This window comes from Kitasatospora sp. NPDC001660, from assembly GCF_053596725.1.
The window spans coordinates 14,129-32,994 of sequence record NZ_JBSFGU010000007.1 but is presented as its reverse complement, the minus strand read 5'-3'; the positions used below and the strand labels follow the sequence as shown (position 1 = coordinate 32,994).

Here is an 18,866-nt window from a genome sequence, read left to right as displayed (position 1 = left end):
TGGGGGGCTACCACGCCAGCGCCTCGACCAGTTCGGCGGACGAGGGCGGGTTCGCGCCCGGGCGGGAGACAGTGACGGCGGCCGCCGTGACCGCGTGGGTGAGGCAGGCGGCGAGCGGGGTTCCGGCCGCGCGGGCGTGCAGGAAGGCGGCCATGAACGAGTCACCGGCGCCGACGGTGTCCGCGACCCGCACCGGGCGGGCGGCGGCCTCCTCCCGGGCACCGTCCGCAGTGAGCGCGACGGCCCCGGCCGCGCCCAGCGTCACGGCGACGACGGCCGGTCCCAGGGCGAGCCAGCGCCGGGCCACGGACTCCGGGTCCTCACCGGGGTAGAGCCAGGCCAGGTCCTCGTCACTGGCCTTGACCACCTCGCTCAGCGCCACGCAGCGCTCCACCCGGCGCACGGCCCCGGCCCGGTCGCCCATCAGCGCGGGCCGCACGTTCGGGTCGTAGCTGACGCTGGCCCGCCCGCGCCACCGCTCGACGATCCCCAGCACGGCCGCCGCGCCCGGCTCGGCCACGGCCGCGATCGAGCCCACGTGCACGTACCCGGGCGCGTCGGGCCCCGGAAGATCGGTGCAGCCGGCGGACCCCAGCGTCCAGCCGATGTCGAAGGCGTACTGCGCCCGCCCGTCACCGTCCAGCCCGACGACGGCCGACGGCGTCCGCGCCACCTCGTCCGCCCGCACCACCACCCCGGCGCCCTCCAGGTGGGCCCGGATCAGCCGCCCGTGGGCGTCGTCCGCGAGCTCGGTGAGCAGCGTGACCGCCCGCCCGAGCCGCGCCAGCCCGTACGCGACGTTCGCCGGGCTGCCGCCGGGGTGCACCCGGTCCGGCACGCCGTCCGCCCGGACGACGTCGGCGACGCACTCGCCGATCACCACGAAACCCGGGTGGCTGCTGGTCACGGCGGCTCCTGGCGGTCCGGCTCGAAAGGGGCGGACCGCCAGCCTACGGGCTGCGCTCAGGCACGAAAGTACGGCCGCCGGACCTGGCCAGGTTCTCCGACGGCCGTGGCCCCGTCCGTCAGGGGGCGGAGCTCTTCGACCGTATGGCGGAGGGCGACCGGCCCGCTACCGCAGTGGTCCGTCCGAGGGAAGTGGCCGCCTCGCGGCAATACCGCCCGGGCGGCCGGGCCCGTGCACTACGATCCGTGCCCGGAACATCTCTCGTGCCGTCACCTCGAAGAGCGGTGATCCCCCTGCCTCGGACCCGGAGTCGTCTCGGACTCGCCCTGGTGCTCGCGCTCAGCGCGGCGCTGCTGAGCGCCGGCGGGCCTGCGGCCACCGCGGCGGACGGGCTGGGCGACCCCGTCTTCCCCTCGCTCGGCAACAGCGGCTACGACGCGCTCGCCTACGACCTCTCCTTCGCCTACCGGCCGGACACCCGCACCGTGGACGCCACCGCGGTGATCACCGCCCGGCCGTCCCGCGACCTGGCGCGCCTGGACCTGGACGCGCTTGGCCTGGACGTGCACACCGTCCGCGTGGACGGCCGTCGCGCCGCGTTCCGCACCCACGACGAGAAGCTGACCGTGACCCCGGACCAGCCGCTGCGCCGCGGCGCCACCGTGCGGGTGACGGTCGCGTACACGGCGGACCCGCACGCCAGGCTCCCCCACACCGGTTGGGTGCCCACCGCGAACGGCTTCGCCGTCGCCGGTCAGCCCGACAGCGCGCACACCGTCTTCCCGTCCAACGACCACCCGAGCGACAAGGCCCGCTTCACCATCGACGTCACCGCCCCGGACGGCCTGCTCGGCGTCGCGAGCGGCGAACTCACCGGGACCACGCCGCTCGGCGACGGCCGCACCACCCGGCGCTACGTCTCCCGCGAGCCGATGGCCACCGAGCTCGTGCAGGTCTCGGTCGGCGACTACACCGTGCGCGAGCGCACCGGCCCGCACGGCCTGCCGCTGCGCGACGTCGTGCCCACCGCGCGCGCCGCCGACCTCGAACCGGCCCTCTCGCTCACCGCCGACCAACTCGCCTGGGCCGAGCGGCACCTGGGGCCGTTCCCCTTCGAGGCGTACGGGATCCTGCCCGCCGACACCGACGACCCGAACGCGTTCGGCTTCACCGGCCTGGAGACCCAGACCCTGACGCTGTACAAGCCGAACTTCCTGCGCCAGCCCGAGCCGACGATCGGCTCGCACATGATGCACGAGCTGGTGCACTCCTGGTTCGGCGACAGCGTCTCCCCCGCCACCTGGGCGGACCTCTGGCTCAACGAGGGCCACGCCGACTACTACGGCCTGCTGTACCGCTACGAGCGCGGCTGGCCGGACGCGTGGGGCTGCACCACCCTCGTCGACCGCATGCGGTACCTGTACGGCCTCGGCGACCAGTGGCGGCACGACGCCGGGCCGGTCGCCTCGCCCACCGCGGCCGACCTGTTCGACAGCCAGCGCTACACCGGCGGTGCGCTGGTGCTCTTCGCGCTGCGCGAGCGCGTCGGCGCGGACGCCTTCGACGCGATCGAGCGCACCTTCCTACAGAAGCACCGGTACGGCACCGCGACCACGGCGGACTACATCCGCACCGCCTCCGAGGTCTCCGGGCAGGACCTCTCCGGCTTCCTCACCGACTGGCTCTACGGGCACCGCACCCCGCCGATGCCCGGCCACCCGGACTGGACGGTCGGGGCCGCGCCCCCGCCGGTCTCGGCGCACGGGGCGGCGGGACCGACGGGGCCTGCGGGACCGACGGACCACGGCTCCGGGACGCTCTGACCGCCCACCGCCGTACGCCCCCGGCCGCGCCCGGGCGGTGCGTCCGTCCGCCCCGTGCGCGCCCCTGCGCCGCACGGGGCGGACGGAGCATCGTGGTGCCCACGGCCCGCCCGCCGCCCGGCCCAGTCCCGGCCGGCTCGCGGGCCGTCCAACGTTTCCGCAGCATCCGGCGGAAGCTGAGAAAATCCCCTCGGAACCGAGGCAACCCCAACCGCGGGCCACCGCGTTCCACCAGCCGTGAGGACGACACCACGCACGCGGCCGACCAGGCCGCCACGGCAGGCGGGATCGACGGGAGCACCATGGCAGGGGCGGCAGGATGAGCGACGCGGCACCAGACTTCGAGGAGTTCGTCGCCGCCTGCGGCCCGAAGCTGCTGCGCACGGCCTGGCTGCTGACCGGCGACCCGCACCAGGCCGAGGACCTGCTGCAGACCGCGCTCGCCAAGGTCTGGCCCAAGTGGGACCGGATCGCGATCGAGCGCCCCGAAGCGTACGTGCGGAAGGTCCTGGTGAACTCGCACGTCTCCTGGTGGCGCCGCCGCTGGACCGGCGAACTCCCGCACGGCGAGCTGCCCGAGCCGCCGGTGCACCGGGCCGACCCCTTCGAGGACGTCGTGCTCAGCCAGGTGGTGGCGACCGCCGTCCGGGCGCTGCCGCCGCGGCAGCGGGCCGTGGTGGTGCTGCGCTTCTTCGAGGACCTGAGCGTCGAGGAGACGGCCGAGGTACTGCGCTGCACGACGGGCACCGTCAAGAGCCAATCGCACCGGGCACTCGCCGCACTGCGCGGCAAACTGCCGGTCAGGGAACTGATGCTGGACGGGGGACGCCGTGACGGGAACTGACTTCCTCGACCCCTTCCGCGATCCCGACGGGCCGGACGGCACCGACACCGAGGAGGAACAGGAACTGCGGGTCCTCCTCCAGCAGGCTGCCCCGCACCTCCCCGCGCCCGAGGACCGCATCGAGCGGATCCTCGCCCGCGCCGACCGCACCCGCCGACGGCGGCGGGCCGCCGGGCTGGGCGCCGGGCTCACCGGCGGCCTGCTCGCCGCCGCGCTGGCCGCCGCCCCGGCGATCGCCCCGGCGCCGTCCGGCACGGGCGCGCTGGGCGCGGCGGGCACGGGGGCGCCGATGCCCGCGCCGAGCACGGCCGCGCCCTCGGTCGTGCCTGCACCCGAAGGGCCGGACGGGGTGGGGCCGTTGGGGCCGGCGATCAAGTTCACGCTGGTCCCGGACATGGCCGTCAACGTGCCGAAGGGCTGGTTCACGCAGGACAGCATCGGGTCCACCCCGCAGCTGAGCATCGGCACCCTCGCCAACCAGGAGCTCATCCCCCTGGCCAGCTGCCGGGCGCAGCAGCCGATCTGCTTCCCGGTCGGGCGACTGCGCGACGGCGGCGCCGTCGTGACCTTCCGACTCGTCGACGATGCGGGCAAGTTCGGCAAGCACGTGAGCGAGTCCGCCCCCGCCGGCGTCGCCGACGTCGGGAAGGAGTGCGCGACCGCCGGAGGCACCGCCGAGCTGGTCGGCTACCGGACCATCGCGACCGGTCTGTCCCCGACGGTGGTCGAGCTGACCGCGTGCATGCGGGCACCGAACGCGGTCGTCGTCCAGCAGACGCAGCAGGTGCTGGAGTCGATCCGCCCCGCGGCGCCGAACAGCTCCGGGGCGAAGGGCTAGCGGCTGAGCCCCCGCCCCGCTCTCCGCGCTCCCTTCGAATCCCCTGTATCTCGACCGAAAGCCGAACCGCCATGTCCCTACCCCGTCGTGCCCTCGTCGGGCTGGGCGCGCTGCTCCTGGTGAGCTGCGCGCCCGGCCCCGCCGCCTCGTCCACCGTGTCCGTGGCCGTGGCCGTAGCGCCGACCGCCCCGCAGGCCACCCCGTCGGCTCCCCCTCCAGCCGCCACTCCGGCCACGGCTCAGGTCGCCGCGGGCCGACCGGCGCCGCCCGAGCTTCCGCGCCAACTCCCCGGCGTGGGACCGAAGTTCCTTTCCGCAATACCAGCCGGGACCCGACAGGCACTGGTCGTCAGCGGCGACGGGCCCGATGTCTCGACCGGCCGCGCCACGCTCTACCGCGACGACGGCTCCGGCTGGCTCGCCGGGCCGACCTGGCCGACCCACAACGGCAACCGCGGCTGGAGCGCCGACCACCGCCTGGGCGATCTGCGCTCCCCCATAGGCGTGTTCACCCTCACGGCCGCCGGCGGCATGCTGCCCGACCCGGGCTCGCGCCTGCCGTACGACCACTCCGACGGCTTCACCGTCTCGGGCACGGGCTTCGAGGGCGAACCGCTCGCGGGTTCCTTCGACTACGTCGTCGCGATCGACTACAACCGCGTCCCCGGCTCGTCGCCGCTCGACCCGCGCCATCCGCGCGGCAGCGGCTACGGCGGCGGCATCTGGCTCCACGTCGACCACGGCGGCCCGACCCACGGCTGCGTCAGCCTGCGCGTCGACGACCTGCGCGAACTGCTCCGCACGCTCGACCCGGCGCTGCACCCGGTGGTCGTCATGGGCGACGCGGCGGCGCTGGCGCAGTGAGCTGTCCGCCCCCTCTCTTCCAGGTTCGGCCATCGGCCGGGGAAGAACAAGACTGAAATCTCCGGGCCGAGAGGAGGACCCTGACACCCATGACCTCTCCTCTCCCGGGCACCGGGACCAGCAGAGAATCCCTCCCCACGACGGCCCCTTCCCTGGCCCACGTCCGCTGGATCGCCGGCGGCACGGGCAGCGGCAAGAGCACCCTGGCCCGACTGCTCGCCGCCCGCCACGGCATCGCGGTGTACGACGGCGACCTCGCGGAGCACCGGTGGCTGACGCGCTGCACTCCGGAGCACCACCCGTACCTCTCGGCGCTGCGCGGCCTGCCGCCCGGCGCCATGTGGGACGGCCGCACGGCGGACGAGGTGCTGCGCGCGATGCCCGGCATGCACGGGGAGACGGTCGACTTCGTCGTCGACGACCTCCTCACCGTGCCCACCGACCGGATCGTCCTGGTCGACTACTTCGGGATCCTGCCCGGCGACCTCGCCCCGCTGCTGAGCCGGTCCGGCCAGGCGGTCTTCCTCCTGCCCACCGCGCGGTTCCGGGCAGGACGTGCTCCGCGCGCGCTACGCGGATCCGCGGCGCGCGCGAGCCACGTGGGGCAGCGGCGATCCCTCGACGGTGCTCGCCAAGCGGCTCGCGCGGGATGCCCTCTGGGACGCGGAAGTCCGCGCCCAGGCCGCCGACCACCGGCTCGACGTCCTGGCGGTCGACGGCGCCGCTCCGGCGACCGACCTGGCCGACCGGGTGGCCGCCCGCTTCGGCCTGGATCGCGGAGCGTAGCGGCCACCCGGCCCGGGCGGCGCCATCGGGCACCGGGCGCCGGAACGCGTCAGTACCGCAGGACGGCGGCGATGTGGTCGCGCGAGGCGAGTTCCCCGGACGGGACGAACTGCACGCGGGCGCCGGTGTCGAGGGCGCGCTCGACGATCTCGTCGACCATGTCCTCGCGCACGTCCGCTCCGCCGTCCTCGGTGGGCACGAGGTGGTTGTCCGTCACCCGGACGGGCTGCCAGTAGTCCTCCTCCACCGCCACCACGGCGGCCCGGCCCTCGGCGACGTTCTGCCAGACCTCGTCCATGCCGGCGGCCAGGCCCTTCACGCCCTGGGCCTGGCTGAGGCGCTCCTGGACCTCGGCGACGGCCTTGCGGCCCTGGTCGGCCACGGTCGCCCGGACGGCCTCGGCCACCGCCGCGGCGGAGGCGTGGCCGAGGCCGCCGCGCGCGACCTGGGCGGAGGCGCGCTTGGCCGCCGTGCCGACGTCGTCGAGCAGGGCGATCGCCGCCGCCTCGCCGAGCACGTACAGCGGGCGGGCGTCGGTCTCCAGGACGGCGGCCAGGGCGGTGTCGGCCGAGCGCAGGAACCGGCGGGTCTCCTCGTCGGTGAAGGTGCTCGGCACGTTCCCGATCCGCTCCTGGCGCTCGACGTCCCAGTCCGGCCCGACCTGGTCGACGGGGAAGCCGCCGTCGGCGTGCGGCACCAGTTTCGGCCCGGAGCCGCTGAACAGGGCGACCCGGTCGGCGGAGACGGTGAGCACCCAGTAGGGCGCGCCCGCGAGGTACGCGGAGACCAGGTTGCGGGTCAGGAACGTGTCCGAGACGACGACCCGGGCCGGCACCGAGCGCGGGAGCGACCACACCTGGTGTTCGCCGGGCGCCGCGAAGATCGCCAGGCCGTCCTCGGCGTGCACGAGGTCGACCTCGGTGAGCGCGCGGTCCAGCTGCCCGATGACGTCCAGCCGGTCCGCCCGGCTGACCGCCTCGTCGGCCTGCAGCCGGGCCTTCGCCTCGGCGACGAGGTTGCGCAGGCGCACCGGGTCCTGGGTGTTGTCGGGCTCGCTGCGGTGGGTGGGCAGCAGGACGGAGACGGCCGGGTATCGCCGGGGACGGCGCAGCTCGGCGAGGACGGCGGACGTGAGTTCGGCTGCGTGCATCGGGTGCCCTTCGTGTCGCGGGGGGATCGTCGGTGGTCGGCGAACCCGGCCGGGCCGGGAGGAGGCAAGATCGATTTGCCGGATTCGTCCCGAAACCCCTCCCCATCCCGCCCCGCTCCTAAGCCCCTCGCCACCGGAACGCCCGTGACCGGGGCGGCGCGGCCTCGTTAGCCCGGGCATGAAGAAGCGCAGCATGCTTGCCATGGCCTCGCTCGCCGTGGGCGTCGTGGCCTCCCTCACCGCGCCGAGCGCGCACGCCAGCGCCGTGGGCGGGCAGGAGGGGCTACCCGGACCGCTCGGGTCGACGGGCGACCTGTCGCCGGGGCGGGTCGGCGACGCGGGCGGGGTGGTCGGGCACGCCACCGGGTACGTGACCGGCCAGGCCGACGGGCTGGTTCCGGTCACACCCGCGTAGCCGGGGCGGCCGCCCCGGGTGGACGGCTCAGGAGAGCGGGGCGCCGACGTCCTGGGTCCAATAGGTGCCGGCCGGGCCGGTGGCGACGCCGACGCCGACGTCCTTGAAGCCGCAGTCCAGCAGGTTGGACTGGTGGATGCCGCCGTCCATCCAGCGCGAGACGACGGTGGCGGGGCTGGTCACGCCGCGGTCGAGGTTCTCACCCCACTGCGACCAGCGGTAGCCGGCCGCGGTGATCCGGGCGTCGGGGTGGACGCCGTCGGGGTTGACGTGGTCGAAGAAGTTGCGGGCGACCATGTCGTCGGCGTGCTTCTGGGCGGCGCCGTGCAGCCGCGGGTCGATCCGCAGCGGGCCGCAACCGACCTTGGCCCGTTCGGCGTTCACGAGGTCGACGAGCTGGCGCTCCAGGCTGGGCGGGGCGGTCGGCTTGGACGCGGTGGGCGACGGGGTCGGCGTCGCCGTGGGGGTGGGGGTGGGGGTGTCGGTCGGGTTCGGGGTCGGCGTCGGCTCGGCGGTCACCGGTGCCGGGGGCGGCGCCGGGAGGGACAGCGGCGTCCCGCTCGGGATGCCGGGCGCCGCGGCCGGGGGCGTCGGCTCGGACGCGGCCTCCGACGGCTTCTCGGCGGGGGCCGGCCAGACCAGGGCCAGGGTGGTGACCACCGCGGCGGCCGCCGCGCCGCTCACGAGGACGGCCTTCTTCGTGGCGAACCCGGCCCAACCGCCGTGCGAGCCCGCCCCGGTGGCGCCCGCGGTACCAGCGCCGCCGGCGCCCGCCGCGCCTGCGCCCGTGGCTCCCCCGGTGGCGCCCGCCGCCCCCGAAGCGATGGCGGCCGCGGCGGCCTTGAAGTGGAGCAGCACCGGCGAGCCCATGGGGATCGGCACCAGCGCCAGCCCGGCGAGCAGCCCCTCGGCCGGGAAGAGGTCGCGGCCCAGCCGGTCGCAGGTGACGCAGCCGCGGATGTGCCGGGCTATTCGCTTGCGCCACACCGAGTTCGGCGTCCCGTCGAAGCCGACGGTGACCTCGGCGAGCCCCGGGCAGCGCGGGTACGCGCCGAGCGCCCGGACGACCACGCGCCCGGCCTCCAGCTGCTTCTTCATCCGCTGCACCCGGACGGCGGTGTGCTGCGGGCTGAGGTCGAGCGCCTCGGCGAGCTCGGCGCGCGACAGCTCGCCGCTGGCCTCCATCCACCAGAGGGCGAGCAGTTGGCGGTCGTCCGGGTCGAGCCAACGGGTGGCCTCGGCGACCTCGCGGCGCTGGCCGGAGAGGCCGAGCCGGAGGATGGTCAGGTCGGTGAAGTCGGCGCGGGGGTCGGCGAGTTCCCAGGTCTCGTCGAGGCCGCCGATGGTCGGCTGCTGCTGGCCGGCGGTGTGGCGCCGGCGGACCTGGTTCATCGTGATCGCGACCAGCCACGAGCGGAACGACGCCGGGTCGCGCAGCCCTTCGAGGCCGTCCAGGGCGCGGATCATCGTCTCCTGGGCGACGTCGTCGACATCGGCGTGCCCGCCCAGCGCCCGCCCGGCCACGTTGTAGACGAGCGGCAGCCAGGCGGCGACCAGCGCCTCCTGGGCCTGCCGGTCGCCCGCCTGGGCGGCACGCACCAGGGTCGTCCCGGTGCCGTACCGCGCGCCGGGCACACCGGTGTTGTACACGTCAGCGTTCTGCACGTCAGCGTTCATCGTCCGCACTCCGTCTTGCCGTCTTCCGCCCGCCGATGCCTCATCGGAGACCTCTGGGGAGTGATCAGATAACAACAATTTGCGCGGAATCGGAAAACGGGCTGGTGACGGGCCCGCGCCGTGGTCACGCCGGGGCGGCGAACACCTGGGTCCACCACGGGCCGCCGGAGCCGGTCCGGACGCCCACACCGAGCTGTTTGAAGGCGCAGTTGAGGATGTTGGCGCGGTGGCCGGGGCTGTTCATCCAGGCGTCCATGACCGCGGCCGGGTCCTTCTGGCCGCGGGCTATGTTCTCGCCCCAGGTGCTCCAGCGGTAGCCGGTCGCCTCGATCCGGTGGTCGGCGTGGTAGCCCTCGGGGCTGGCGTGGTCGAAGTAGTTGCGGTCGGCCATGTCGTCGCTGTGCGACTGGGCGGCGGTGGCCAGGCGGGAGTCGGCGGTGACCGGGTCGCAGCCGGCCTTCGCCCGTTCGGCGTTGACGAGGTCGACGACCTGCTGCGCGTACGAGGGGGCCGCGCCGCCGCCGACCGGGGTGGGCGCGGCGGCGGCGGTCGGGGCGCTCGCGTAGGCGGTGGTGCGCTGGGCGGCGGTGGGTTTGGCGGTCGGGGTCGGCTTGGCGGTCGCGGTGGCGGTGGCGGTCGGGGTGGGCGTCGCGGAGGCGGAGGCAGTGGCGGTGGCGGAGGCAGTGGCGGTGGCGGTGGGCGACGAAGTAGCCGGGTCGGTCGCGGCCAGGTCGACGGGCGACTGCGGCGCGACGTGCGCGACGGACGGGTCGCCGCCCGCGCCGGGGACCTGGATGCCCTCGTGGGTGCCGGCCTCGGCGGCCATCAGCGCGTCCAGGGCCACCGCCTGCCCCGGGTCGCGGTCGGTCTGCTTGCCGGCGTACGCCGCGTACCCGGCGCCGGCCAGCGCCGCGAGCATGCCCACCCCGGCCGCAGTGGCGACGACTGCCGACACCGGGCCGAACGCACCGCGCCTTCGGCCCCGCCTCCCGCCTCCACCGCCGCGTTCGGAGTGCCGGTCGGCCGCCCGGCGGGCGGCGCGCCCGCCGGCCCGGCCGCCCGCGCGGTCCGCCGCTCCGGTCGCCGGGAGGATGGTCGTCCTGTCTTCGCTGTTCACCTGGCCACGCTTTCTGTCCGGGTCGGCGGTCGGGTGCCGACACCTGGGAGACCTCCCGGCGCGCCGCCGATAACAGAAAGTCCGAACGAATGTCCGGCGGGCCGCTCACGGGGCGGTGTCGTGGGCGCCGGACATCGCCCGGGTGGCGACCTGGTCGTATCTCCAGGACGGCCAAGAAGGCGGTCCGCATACGCCACTGCGGCGCTCTACGGCAGTGCGGGCGGGACGGGGGTTCCGGACGTGCAGGCCGGATCCGGTGGCGGGCGGGGACTGCGGAGGCACTCGAAGCCGTACCGCCCGGGACCGTGCGGGGAGGCGCGGCGCACGCCGTCGCGCAGGCGGGATCGGGGGGTGGCAGGGATTCTGGAGGTGTCCATAAGGCGAGGCCGACACCGTCGCCGCCGGCCGGGATATCTCGACCGAAGGGCTGCGAGGCGGGCCGCGCCGAACCACCCTTGACTACCTGACGTCAATTCAAACCTCCCACTGCTCAAGGGGGTTGCCTCCTGAGCCGAATCGGCCAATCTGCGCAAACCCGCCACGGCACCCGCCGTATGCGCCGAATCGGCGGTTAGGTTGGCAATGTCAACAAGCAAGGACAAAGCAAGCCGAGGACAGAGCAAGAACTGCAGGAGGAGGTAGCGCCCATGAAGGTGAGCGTCGACCGGGACCGCTGTTGCAGCTCCGGCCTGTGCGTCTCGAACGCCCCGGAGCTCTTCGACCAGGACGACCACGACAGCCTGGTGAGACTCCGCAAAACGACCTTCCGACCGAGCGAGTACCCCGACCTCAGACTCGCCGCCGAACTCTGCCCGTGCGGCGCGATCACCGTCACCGAGGGCGTCGCCCCGGCCGACGACCAGCCCGCGACCGGCAGCTAGCCCAGCGCCTGCGTCTCACCCGACCCCACCCAGGAGATCCCCACCGCGACGCCGAGGAGTACCACCTTGACGACCACACCCGTGCCCACCACCCCGGTGGTGCCCGCCCCGCACGACATGCGCTGCCCGTTCAGCCCGCCACCCGCCTACACCGAAGCCGCCCACACCGGCTCCGTCACCCGTGCCGCGCTGCCCGACGGCACCCCCATCTGGCTGGTGACCGGTTACCCCGAGGTGCGCACCGTCCTGTCCGACCGCCGGTTCAGCGCCGATGCCCGTCACCCCGCCTTCCCGCTGTTCACCCCCGAACGACGCGAACTCATCAGCGAGAACCCGGCGTTCATCCGGCTCGACGACCCCGAACACGCCCGGCTGCGCCGCATGGTCACCGGGGACTTCCTGGTCAAGCGGGTCGACGCGATGCGCCCCGGCATCCAGCAGATCGTCGACGACGCCATCGACCGGATGACCGACGGCGCCACCGAGGCCGACCTGGTCAGCGCCTTCGCGCTGCCCGTCCCCTCGCTGGTGATCTGCCTGCTGCTCGGAGTCCCGTACGAGGACCGGGAGATGTTCCAGGCCCTCAGCGCGACGCTGCTCGACACCTTCGCCCCGAACGGCGAGATCGCCCGGGCCAACGACGAGCTCCTCGACTACCTCGGCGGGCTCGCCGCCCACAAGAAGGAGCACCCGGCCGAGGACATCCTCAGCCGGCTCGCCGCCCGCGACGACCTCACCCTGCGCGAGATCGCCTCCACCGGCGTGCTGCTCCTGATCGCCGGCCACGAGACCACCGCCAACATGATCGGGCTCTCCACCGTGCTGCTGCTCCAGCAGCCCGAGCAGATCGCGAAGCTCGCCGACCCGGCCGCGGTGCCCGGCGCGGTCGAGGAGCTGCTGCGCCACACCACGATCGTCCACACCGGCCTGCCGCGGGTGGCGGTCGAGGACGTCGAGCTGGACGGCACGCTGATCCGGGCCGGGGAGGGCGTCTTCGCGATGCTGTCCACCGCCAACCGGGACGAGCGGATGTTCGGCGGCGAGGGCCGCACCTCGCCCGACGAGATCGACCTCGACCGGGACGCCCGGCGCCATCTGGCCTTCGGCTTCGGCGTGCACCAGTGCCTGGGCCAGCCGCTGGCCAGGGCCGAGCTGCAGATCGCGCTCGCCACCCTGTTCCGCCGGCTGCCCGGCCTGCGGCTCGCGGTGCCGGAGAGCGAGCTGCGGTTCCGGTCGGAGAAAGTGATCTACGGACTGAAATCGCTGCCCGTCACCTGGTGACGGAGAACCTCCACCACCCGGGCCGGCTGGCCCCTGGGCCGGGGCGGGGGCAGGCTGGAAGGGCGAACGACAGACCCGGCCTGCCGCGCCCCGGCGCGGGCGCCCGGACCGGCCGAGGAGACGGAGCCCGCGATGACCGACATGAGCGCCCGGTCCCAGCCGAGCACCGAGACCGACGAGGACGTCCGCGCTGCGGACCCCGAGGAGGGCATCACCTCGATGCAGAACCTTCACGCGCAGGACGAGTCCCGGGCGGAGGGCGACCCCATGCTGGACGAGAACGGCGCGAGCAGCTGACCGGCTGACGGACGAGGCCGCCCGGGCACGCCGGGCGGCCTCCGGCTACCGCTGGTGTCGCTCCCGAACGGGCGGCCGACCGGCGGGGGAGGATAGGCGCATGACCGAGCACACTCAGGGCGGCCGGCAGGTCCAGCCGCCCGCGGACCCGCGCGCGTCGTGGGCGACCTGGACCACGCAGTCGATCATCAGTGGGCCGGGCGGGGTCACCACCGCCGAGGTCGGGCCGATCTCCGGCGACCTCACCGTGCACACCACATGGGTGGACGGCGAGGCCCGGCTGACCGTCCAGTACACCGGCGCACTGGACTGGTACACGGTCGCCGGCAGCCCCGTCCCCGCGGCGGACGAGACCACCGCGCGGGCGATCCACCAGGCGATGGTCAACGGTGTCAAGACCGGCCACGGCGCCGCGGCGCCACCCGTGGCCGGCTAGGACGCGGCGTCCCAGTACGAAGGGTCCGCCGGGCGACGTCGGCGCAGGTCCGCCCGGACCTCGCCGGCGAGCCGGCGGGTGTCGCGGCGGTTGACGGTGGCGCCGATGCCCGCGCCGACCAGCAGCGGGGTCACCGAGGGCAGGCGGCGCAGCGAGCTGCGAAGCAGGCGGCGGCGGACCCGCCGGCGCACCTCGGCGCCGAGCGCCGGCGCGGCGAAGCCGGCCGGGCGAGCGGGCAGGGTGGCGTCGACGCCCCGGCGGTCGGCCCACGCGGAGAGGTAGGCGGTGGCCCGCTGGGTGGCGCTCCCGGTGGCCGGGACGCCGTAGACCTCGTGCAGTTCGGCGATCAGCTTGATCTCCACGGCCGCCACGGCGAGCGTCTCGGCGGCGATCTCCACCGACATCGCGGGTGGCACCGGCAGCATCGCCGCCGCGCCGACGCCCGCGCCGAGCGCGCCCGACGCCCGGGTGGCGCCGGTGACCAGCAGGTCGGCGAGCTGCTCGGGGCCGGCGGCGCCGGGGTGCTGGGCGCGCAGCGTGGCCAGGCTGCGGACCGGGATGCGCGGGGCGGCCCGCACGAGCTGCTCGGTGAGCGCCCGGCCGCCGGTGCCCAGGCGCCGGGCGACGCTGCGCACCAAGGCCCGGCCGCGGCTGCCCTCGGCGCGGTACTCGGCGACCCGCCACTCGCCGACGGGGCGCTCGGCCTCCTCCACCAGGCCGGCGAGCTCGTCGGCCAGGAGCTCGGGGACACCGGAGCGGTCGGGACCGGGGCGGTCCGAACGTCCGGGTTTGCGGAAGATCACCATGAACATCCGCTACCCGATCCGGGCGCGCGCCAGTCGGCCGCCCGGAGCCGGATGACACGCCCTACGGCAGCGGCTGGGCATGGACCGGCAGGTGGGGGGACTGGTGGCCGCCGCTCGCGAGCATGCGGACCTCGCCGGCGTCGCTGATCTCGGCCCGGACGATACCGCTCGCGTCCTCGTACACCGGGTGGCCGCCCGGGCCCGTCGCGCTGGTGCGCGAGACCACGACCACGTCCTGCGGGGCCTGAGTACCGGGGGTGCCGGGGAAGGTGAGTGCGTAACGATTGGACGGGTTCATCACCGACCTCCTGGTCCCTGCCGCGTCCCGGCGCCGCGTCCCGGCCCCGTGCGCGACGGTCTACGCGGAGGCCTCGACGACCCGGGCGGACGCACCGCGGACCTCCAGCTCGGCGAGCAGCAGGGCAGTCGCCTCGGCGACCGCCTCGACGGCCCGGTCGAAGGCCTCGCGGTTGTGCGCGGCCGGGGCGCGGAACCCCGACACCTTCCGGACGTACTGCAGCGCGGCGGCGCGGAAGTCGTCCTCGTCGGCGTCGGGCGTCATGGGCGGTCGCAGCGTCTTGATGTTGCGGCACATGCCCCCAGTCTCCCGCGCGGACGCCCCGCTGGCGAGCCCCTGCGACACGCCCTCGCCGTCACCCGGCGTCACCGGCCCTTCGTGGTCGCCTCACCGGCCCGTCACCTGGGCGGATGAGGATGCCGCGCGAACGAATGCGCCCCTTTCCGCCCCGCCTCGCCCCGGAGTCCCCCCGCCTCTCGCGCTGGCCGCCCTGGCCGTCACCGCGTTCGCCGCCGGCACCACCGAGTTCGCCGCCGTGGGGCTCCTCCCTCCTGGCCGACGCGCAGGGCGCGTACTTCGGCCGGCTCGCCCTGGACGCCGGGCTCGGCTGGACCTCGCCGACCCCGGTCGGCGCCGGTGCCGGCCGGGGTCGCGCGCCGTGATCGCTCTGCTCGCGTGGGCGGCCGACCGGCGCCCGCGGTGCCGGCGCCGGCCGGAAAGGCCGTGGCGGTCTAGACCAGGGGCTCGATGTCCCGGTGGGCGTCGGCCAGGAGCTGGTAGCCGGCGCCATTGAGCAGGATCCCGGCCCGTTCGTCCTCGGTCAGCTCGCGCCGGACCTTCGCGGGCACGCCCGCGACCAGCGAGCCCGGCGGCACCTGCATGCCCTGCGGCACCACCGCGCCGGCCGCGACCAGCGAGCCGGCGCCGATCCGGGCGCCGTTGAGGACGGTCGCGTTCATCCCGACCAGGACGTCGTCCTCGACGGTGCAGCCGTGCAGCACCGCGTTGTGCCCGACCGAGATCCGCTCGCCGACCACCAGCGGGAAGCCCGGGTCGGCGTGCAGGGTGCAGTTGTCCTGGATGTTGCTGGTCGCGCCGACCGTGATGGCCTCGGCGTCACCGCGCAGCACCGCGCCGTACCAGATGCTCGCCCCGGCGCCGAGCGTCACGTCCCCCACCACGACGGCGTTGGGCGCGACGAACGCACTCGGGTCGACGGCGGGCACCTTGCCCCCGACGGCGGCGATCAGCGGCTCTGCCATGTCTCTGTCCTCCTCGTAGGCGCTTGCGAGGAGGGACCCTAGCCGCCGCAGGTGCCGGTGGCGATCAGGGTGTTCAGGGCGGCGGTGGCGCCGGGGCCGTCGGTCAGGTCGTAGGGGGTCACGGAACTTGCGAACTGGCGCTTCCCGTCGGCGGATCCGAGCATCAACGTGTTGTAGCCGGGGATGCCGCCGTCGTGGCCCCAGAAGGTGCCGCACGGGGTGTCCATCCGCAGGAGGGCGAGGCCGTAGCTGCGTCCCCCGCCGTGGGTGGTGGTCTGTTGCATCGCGGCGAGTTCGGCCGGGGGCAGCAGCCGGCCGTCGAGCAGGGCGCCGATGAATTTCGTCAGGTCCGCCGTGGTCGAGATGCCGGCGCCGGCCGAGCCGGCCATCGACGGGTCGAGATCGGTGACGTCCACCGGGCCGTCGGGCATCTTGAAGTAGCCGTGGGCGTGCGGCCCGTGGATGAACGGGGAGTCGTCGGGCATCGAGGTGCCGGTCAGGCCGAGCGGGCGGATGACGCGGCGTTCCACCTCGTCGTTCCAGCTGTTGCCGGTGAGGTCCTCGATGATCATCCCGACCACGAGGTAGTTGGTGTTGGAGTACTGCCAGTCCGTACCGGGAGGGAAGGCGGGCGGGTACTTCCAGGCGATGTCCAGGAGGTCCTGGAGGCTGTAGGAGCGGTAGCGGCCGGTGGCGAGCCAGCCCTGGTCGTGGACGTCGAAGGCCCGGTCCCGGGTGTAGTTGGGCAGGCCGCTGGTGTGGTTCATCAGCTGGCGGACGGTGATGTTCGCGCCGTTCGGCACCTCGCCGGGCAGCAGGCTCTCGACGGTGTCGTCCAGGCTCAGCCGCCCCTCGCCGACGAGCTGGAGCAGCACGGTGGCGACGAAGGTCTTGGTCACGCTGCCGATCCGGAAGCGGCCGCCGGGGTCGGCGGGGGCGTTGCTGTCGAGGTCGGCGACGCCGGTCGCGTTCCGCCAGGCGAGGCGGCCGTGTTCGCGGACGGCGCCGAGGGCGGAGGTGGTGTAGCGCTTGGCGGTCAGGCCGGCGAGGGCCGCGTCGAGGGCGGCGTGGTCGGCGGTGCTCGCCACCACGGCCGTCGAGCGGTCCGCGGGTTGTGCGCTCGCGGCCGGGGCGAGTGCGGCGATCAGCCCCGCGCCGACGACGGCTGCGACGGCGGCGCGCAGGAGCGGGCGACGCCGGGTGGGGGTGGTTGGGTCGGTGGTCATGCCGTCCTCCCTGGTCCCTTGTGCCGGGCCGGCAGGACTCGACGCCCGCCGCTGTCCCGGTCGCTGCCACCTTGGCAGTCCGGATGCGAAGCGGTCGTCAGCCTCCGGGCGCAGGCCCCCTCCGCCTCTGGGAGGGGGCCGACCCTGACGCGCCCCCGAGACGGGTCGGGCGCGCAACGGGAAGGGCGGGCCAGCGGAGTTGATGGAGGGTCAGGACACCGGGGCCTTGGTCCGCAGCACCTCGATGAACGCCCGCAGCCAGGCCGGGTGGTCGGGCCAGGCGCGGGCGGAGACGACCACGCCGTCGACGACGGCCTCGCCGTCGACGAAGTCGGCACCGGCGGCCTTCAGGTCGGGGGCCAGGGCGGGGTAGGCGGAGCTGCGGCGGCCGGCGAGGGCGCCGGTGGCGGAGCTGATCAGCGGGCCGTGGCAGATCTGCGCGACCGGCTTGTCGCCCTCGAAGAAGTGCCGGACGATCCGCTGCACGTCCGGGTCGTTGCGCAGGTACTCGGGAGCGCGGCCGCCGGGGATCACGAGGGCCACGTAGTCCGCCGGGTCGACGTCGGCGAAGGCGACGTCCGCGGGCCAGGTGTAGCCGGGCTTCTCGGTGTAGGTGTCGAAGCCGTCGACGAAGTCGTGCACGACGAACTGGAGGCGCTTCTTCGTCGGCGCCGCGATGTCGACCTGGTAGCCCTCCTCGCGCAGCCGCTGGTACGGGTAGAACACCTCCAGCGACTCGGCGGCGTCCCCGGTGACGAGCAGGATCTTCGATGTCATCGCCGACATCCCTCCACATGATCGAGCGTCAGACACGGTACGGGCCGCGGCCGTTAGCCACCGAGGGCGTCCGGCCGCGGGCCCGCTACAACCTCCCGCACCCGTCGGGCCGTTCGCAACAGGGCACACCGGGCGAACAGCAGCGCGTGAGCGCTCTCGCGCGCCTTGGAGGAGCCGTGCGCGCCGGGCCGCGGGCGTCCTAGACTCCTGACCGCCACGACCGGCCTTCCAAGGAGTCACATGTCGGACCGCACCACCCACCTCGTCCTGGCGGGCTACGAGAACTCGGGGTCCGAGCACTGGCAGACCCGGTGGGAGGAGGCCGAGCGGGCGCGGCAGTCCGCCGGGGCGCGGGGCGCCCGGTACGTCGAGGTCGGGGCGCACGGACACCTCAACTCCTCCGCCGGTCTGGGAGACTGGCCGGAGGGCCGGAAGCTCCTCGCCGAACTCTGACACCGACGGGCTCCGACACCCAGGAGCTCTGACACCGATGACGGGGGGGACGACGGGGGATGCGCGGACACGTCACGCACCGAGTGCGGCGCGCGATGGTACGGGTGCTCGCGGGCGCCGGCCTGGCGGCCGTCCTGCTGTACACGGTCGGCCAGTGGGAGAGCCGGTCCGGCGGCCGGATGCAGGTCGCCGACCTGCTCAACCGGCCCGAGGCGCTGCTCGGCGCGGCGCTGGCCGCGATGATCGCCGCCGCGTGGCTGGCCGACCGGCGCAGCGCCGTGCGGACCGCCACCCGGGCGGTCACGGTCACCGCCGGGGCGGTGTTCCTGCTCGGCGCGCTCGCCGTGCACGAGGTGTCGGCGGCGGAGACGCGCAGCCGCGAGACCGCCCCGGCCCGGCCCGAGCGCGCCCTCGTCGTGGTCCACCGCTCGTACGGGACCGGGCCGGAGCCGGGCGACCACTGGCAGGTGCTGCTGGAGTCCGGCACCGGCTGGTCCGCGCGCCGCTGGACGCTGGCCGACGTCGGCGGCGCACCGGACGACGGGCGGCTGGTGCAGGCGAGTTGGACGGACCGGGACCGGATCACCATCGTGACGGACGCGTACCATCGGGTGTTCACCCTCGACCCGGACACCGGCGAACCGGTGGAGGCGCCCTAGGACGCCGGCGTCATCGTGCGTCTCGACGCTGCGGCCCGGCATGAGTACGGGTACTCATCCGGGGCCGCGG

Annotated in this window: 23 protein-coding genes; 13 read left to right on the top strand and 10 right to left on the bottom strand. The window is 74.8% G+C overall.

What is annotated here, in order from left to right; all coding sequences use genetic code 11:
• Positions 1-7: 7 nt before the first annotated feature.
• Positions 8-907, bottom strand: coding sequence for a carbohydrate kinase family protein (locus tag ACWCXH_RS10220; RefSeq protein WP_449800936.1), 900 nt, complete (start codon positions 905-907; stop codon positions 8-10).
• A 329-nt stretch (positions 908-1,236) separates the two neighbouring features.
• On the opposite strand from ACWCXH_RS10220, the gene ACWCXH_RS10215 reads away from it, so the two are divergent.
• From ACWCXH_RS10215 to ACWCXH_RS10195, 5 genes are all read left to right on the top strand, one after another.
• A complete protein-coding gene (locus ACWCXH_RS10215; RefSeq protein ID WP_449800935.1) occupies positions 1,237-2,730 on the top strand; it encodes a M1 family metallopeptidase in 1,494 nt (497 codons plus the stop codon).
• Positions 2,731-3,049: 319 nt separating this feature from the next.
• Positions 3,050-3,574: a SigE family RNA polymerase sigma factor gene (locus ACWCXH_RS10210; protein WP_449800934.1), complete on the top strand. Its 525-nt coding sequence runs from the start codon at positions 3,050-3,052 to the stop codon at positions 3,572-3,574.
• Positions 3,561-4,412 carry a hypothetical protein gene (locus ACWCXH_RS10205; RefSeq protein ID WP_449800933.1) on the top strand — a complete coding sequence of 284 codons (852 nt, stop codon included), beginning with the start codon at positions 3,561-3,563 and terminating at the stop codon, positions 4,410-4,412. Before ACWCXH_RS10210 ends, ACWCXH_RS10205 begins: the two co-directional genes overlap by 14 nt.
• Before the next feature lie 71 nt (positions 4,413-4,483).
• The gene (locus ACWCXH_RS10200) at positions 4,484-5,275 is read left to right on the top strand and encodes a L,D-transpeptidase family protein (protein WP_449800932.1); all 792 of its coding nucleotides are present in this window, start codon (positions 4,484-4,486) and stop codon (positions 5,273-5,275) included.
• A gap of 555 nt (positions 5,276-5,830) precedes the next feature.
• On the top strand, positions 5,831-6,061 hold the full coding sequence (locus ACWCXH_RS10195) for a hypothetical protein (protein ID WP_449800931.1): 231 nt from the start codon (positions 5,831-5,833) through the stop codon (positions 6,059-6,061).
• A 49-nt stretch (positions 6,062-6,110) separates the two neighbouring features.
• Here ACWCXH_RS10195 and ACWCXH_RS10190 read toward each other — a convergent pair whose 3' ends face one another.
• Positions 6,111-7,211, bottom strand: coding sequence for a baeRF3 domain-containing protein (locus tag ACWCXH_RS10190; protein ID WP_449800930.1), 1,101 nt, complete (start codon positions 7,209-7,211; stop codon positions 6,111-6,113).
• 178 nt (positions 7,212-7,389) lie between these two features.
• Between ACWCXH_RS10190 and ACWCXH_RS10185 the strand changes: the two genes are divergently transcribed.
• Positions 7,390-7,626, top strand: a complete 237-nt coding sequence (locus ACWCXH_RS10185) for a hypothetical protein (protein ID WP_449800929.1) — start codon at positions 7,390-7,392, stop codon at positions 7,624-7,626.
• Between the two features lie 27 nt (positions 7,627-7,653).
• Here the strand turns inward: ACWCXH_RS10185 and ACWCXH_RS10180 are convergent, their stop codons facing one another.
• Complete coding sequence (locus ACWCXH_RS10180; protein ID WP_449800928.1) at positions 7,654-9,303, bottom strand: sigma-70 family RNA polymerase sigma factor; 1,650 nt, start codon at positions 9,301-9,303, stop codon at positions 7,654-7,656.
• Positions 9,304-9,427: 124 nt separating this feature from the next.
• On the bottom strand, positions 9,428-10,420 hold the full coding sequence (locus ACWCXH_RS10175) for a CAP domain-containing protein (RefSeq protein WP_449800927.1): 993 nt from the start codon (positions 10,418-10,420) through the stop codon (positions 9,428-9,430).
• A gap of 647 nt (positions 10,421-11,067) precedes the next feature.
• On the opposite strand from ACWCXH_RS10175, the gene ACWCXH_RS10170 reads away from it, so the two are divergent.
• The 4 genes from ACWCXH_RS10170 to ACWCXH_RS10155 all read left to right on the top strand — a co-directional run bounded on the left by ACWCXH_RS10170 (position 11,068) and on the right by ACWCXH_RS10155 (position 13,315).
• Entirely contained in the window at positions 11,068-11,301 is a 234-nt protein-coding gene (locus ACWCXH_RS10170) for a ferredoxin (protein ID WP_449800926.1), read from the top strand.
• 66 nt (positions 11,302-11,367) lie between these two features.
• On the top strand, positions 11,368-12,582 hold the full coding sequence (locus tag ACWCXH_RS10165; protein WP_449800925.1) for a cytochrome P450: 1,215 nt from the start codon (positions 11,368-11,370) through the stop codon (positions 12,580-12,582).
• Positions 12,583-12,714: 132 nt separating this feature from the next.
• Complete coding sequence (locus ACWCXH_RS10160; protein WP_449800924.1) at positions 12,715-12,879, top strand: hypothetical protein; 165 nt, start codon at positions 12,715-12,717, stop codon at positions 12,877-12,879.
• A 100-nt stretch (positions 12,880-12,979) separates the two neighbouring features.
• The gene (locus ACWCXH_RS10155; protein ID WP_449800923.1) at positions 12,980-13,315 is read left to right on the top strand and encodes a hypothetical protein; all 336 of its coding nucleotides are present in this window, start codon (positions 12,980-12,982) and stop codon (positions 13,313-13,315) included.
• Here ACWCXH_RS10155 and ACWCXH_RS10150 read toward each other — a convergent pair.
• The 3 genes from ACWCXH_RS10150 to ACWCXH_RS10140 form a co-directional block, all read right to left on the bottom strand.
• Positions 13,312-14,121: a hypothetical protein gene (locus ACWCXH_RS10150; RefSeq protein WP_449800922.1), complete on the bottom strand. Its 810-nt coding sequence runs from the start codon at positions 14,119-14,121 to the stop codon at positions 13,312-13,314. The two genes, ACWCXH_RS10155 and ACWCXH_RS10150, sit on opposite strands and share 4 nt — an antisense overlap.
• Positions 14,122-14,182: 61 nt before the next feature.
• Entirely contained in the window at positions 14,183-14,419 is a 237-nt protein-coding gene (locus tag ACWCXH_RS10145; protein ID WP_449800921.1) for a DUF6296 family protein, read from the bottom strand.
• A gap of 60 nt (positions 14,420-14,479) precedes the next feature.
• Entirely contained in the window at positions 14,480-14,716 is a 237-nt protein-coding gene (locus tag ACWCXH_RS10140; protein WP_449800920.1) for a DUF2277 domain-containing protein, read from the bottom strand.
• Between the two features lie 134 nt (positions 14,717-14,850).
• Between ACWCXH_RS10140 and ACWCXH_RS10135 the strand changes: the two genes are divergently transcribed.
• Positions 14,851-15,081, top strand: coding sequence for a hypothetical protein (locus ACWCXH_RS10135; protein ID WP_449800919.1), 231 nt, complete (start codon positions 14,851-14,853; stop codon positions 15,079-15,081).
• 69 nt (positions 15,082-15,150) lie between these two features.
• Here ACWCXH_RS10135 and ACWCXH_RS10130 read toward each other — a convergent pair whose 3' ends face one another.
• The 3 genes from ACWCXH_RS10130 to ACWCXH_RS10120 form a co-directional block, all read right to left on the bottom strand.
• Positions 15,151-15,681 (bottom strand): gamma carbonic anhydrase family protein, encoded by a 531-nt coding sequence (locus ACWCXH_RS10130; RefSeq protein ID WP_449800918.1) that lies wholly within the window; start codon positions 15,679-15,681, stop codon positions 15,151-15,153.
• A gap of 38 nt (positions 15,682-15,719) precedes the next feature.
• Positions 15,720-16,907 carry a serine hydrolase domain-containing protein gene (locus ACWCXH_RS10125; RefSeq protein ID WP_449800917.1) on the bottom strand — a complete coding sequence of 396 codons (1,188 nt, stop codon included), beginning with the start codon at positions 16,905-16,907 and terminating at the stop codon, positions 15,720-15,722.
• Positions 16,908-17,117: 210 nt separating this feature from the next.
• Positions 17,118-17,684, bottom strand: coding sequence for a DJ-1/PfpI family protein (locus tag ACWCXH_RS10120; protein WP_449800916.1), 567 nt, complete (start codon positions 17,682-17,684; stop codon positions 17,118-17,120).
• Positions 17,685-17,924: 240 nt separating this feature from the next.
• Between ACWCXH_RS10120 and ACWCXH_RS10115 the strand changes: the two genes are divergently transcribed.
• Positions 17,925-18,137 (top strand): alpha/beta hydrolase, encoded by a 213-nt coding sequence (locus tag ACWCXH_RS10115; protein WP_449800915.1) that lies wholly within the window; start codon positions 17,925-17,927, stop codon positions 18,135-18,137.
• A gap of 59 nt (positions 18,138-18,196) precedes the next feature.
• A complete protein-coding gene (locus ACWCXH_RS10110; protein ID WP_449800914.1) occupies positions 18,197-18,796 on the top strand; it encodes a hypothetical protein in 600 nt (199 codons plus the stop codon).
• The last annotated feature ends 70 nt before the right edge of the window (positions 18,797-18,866 follow it).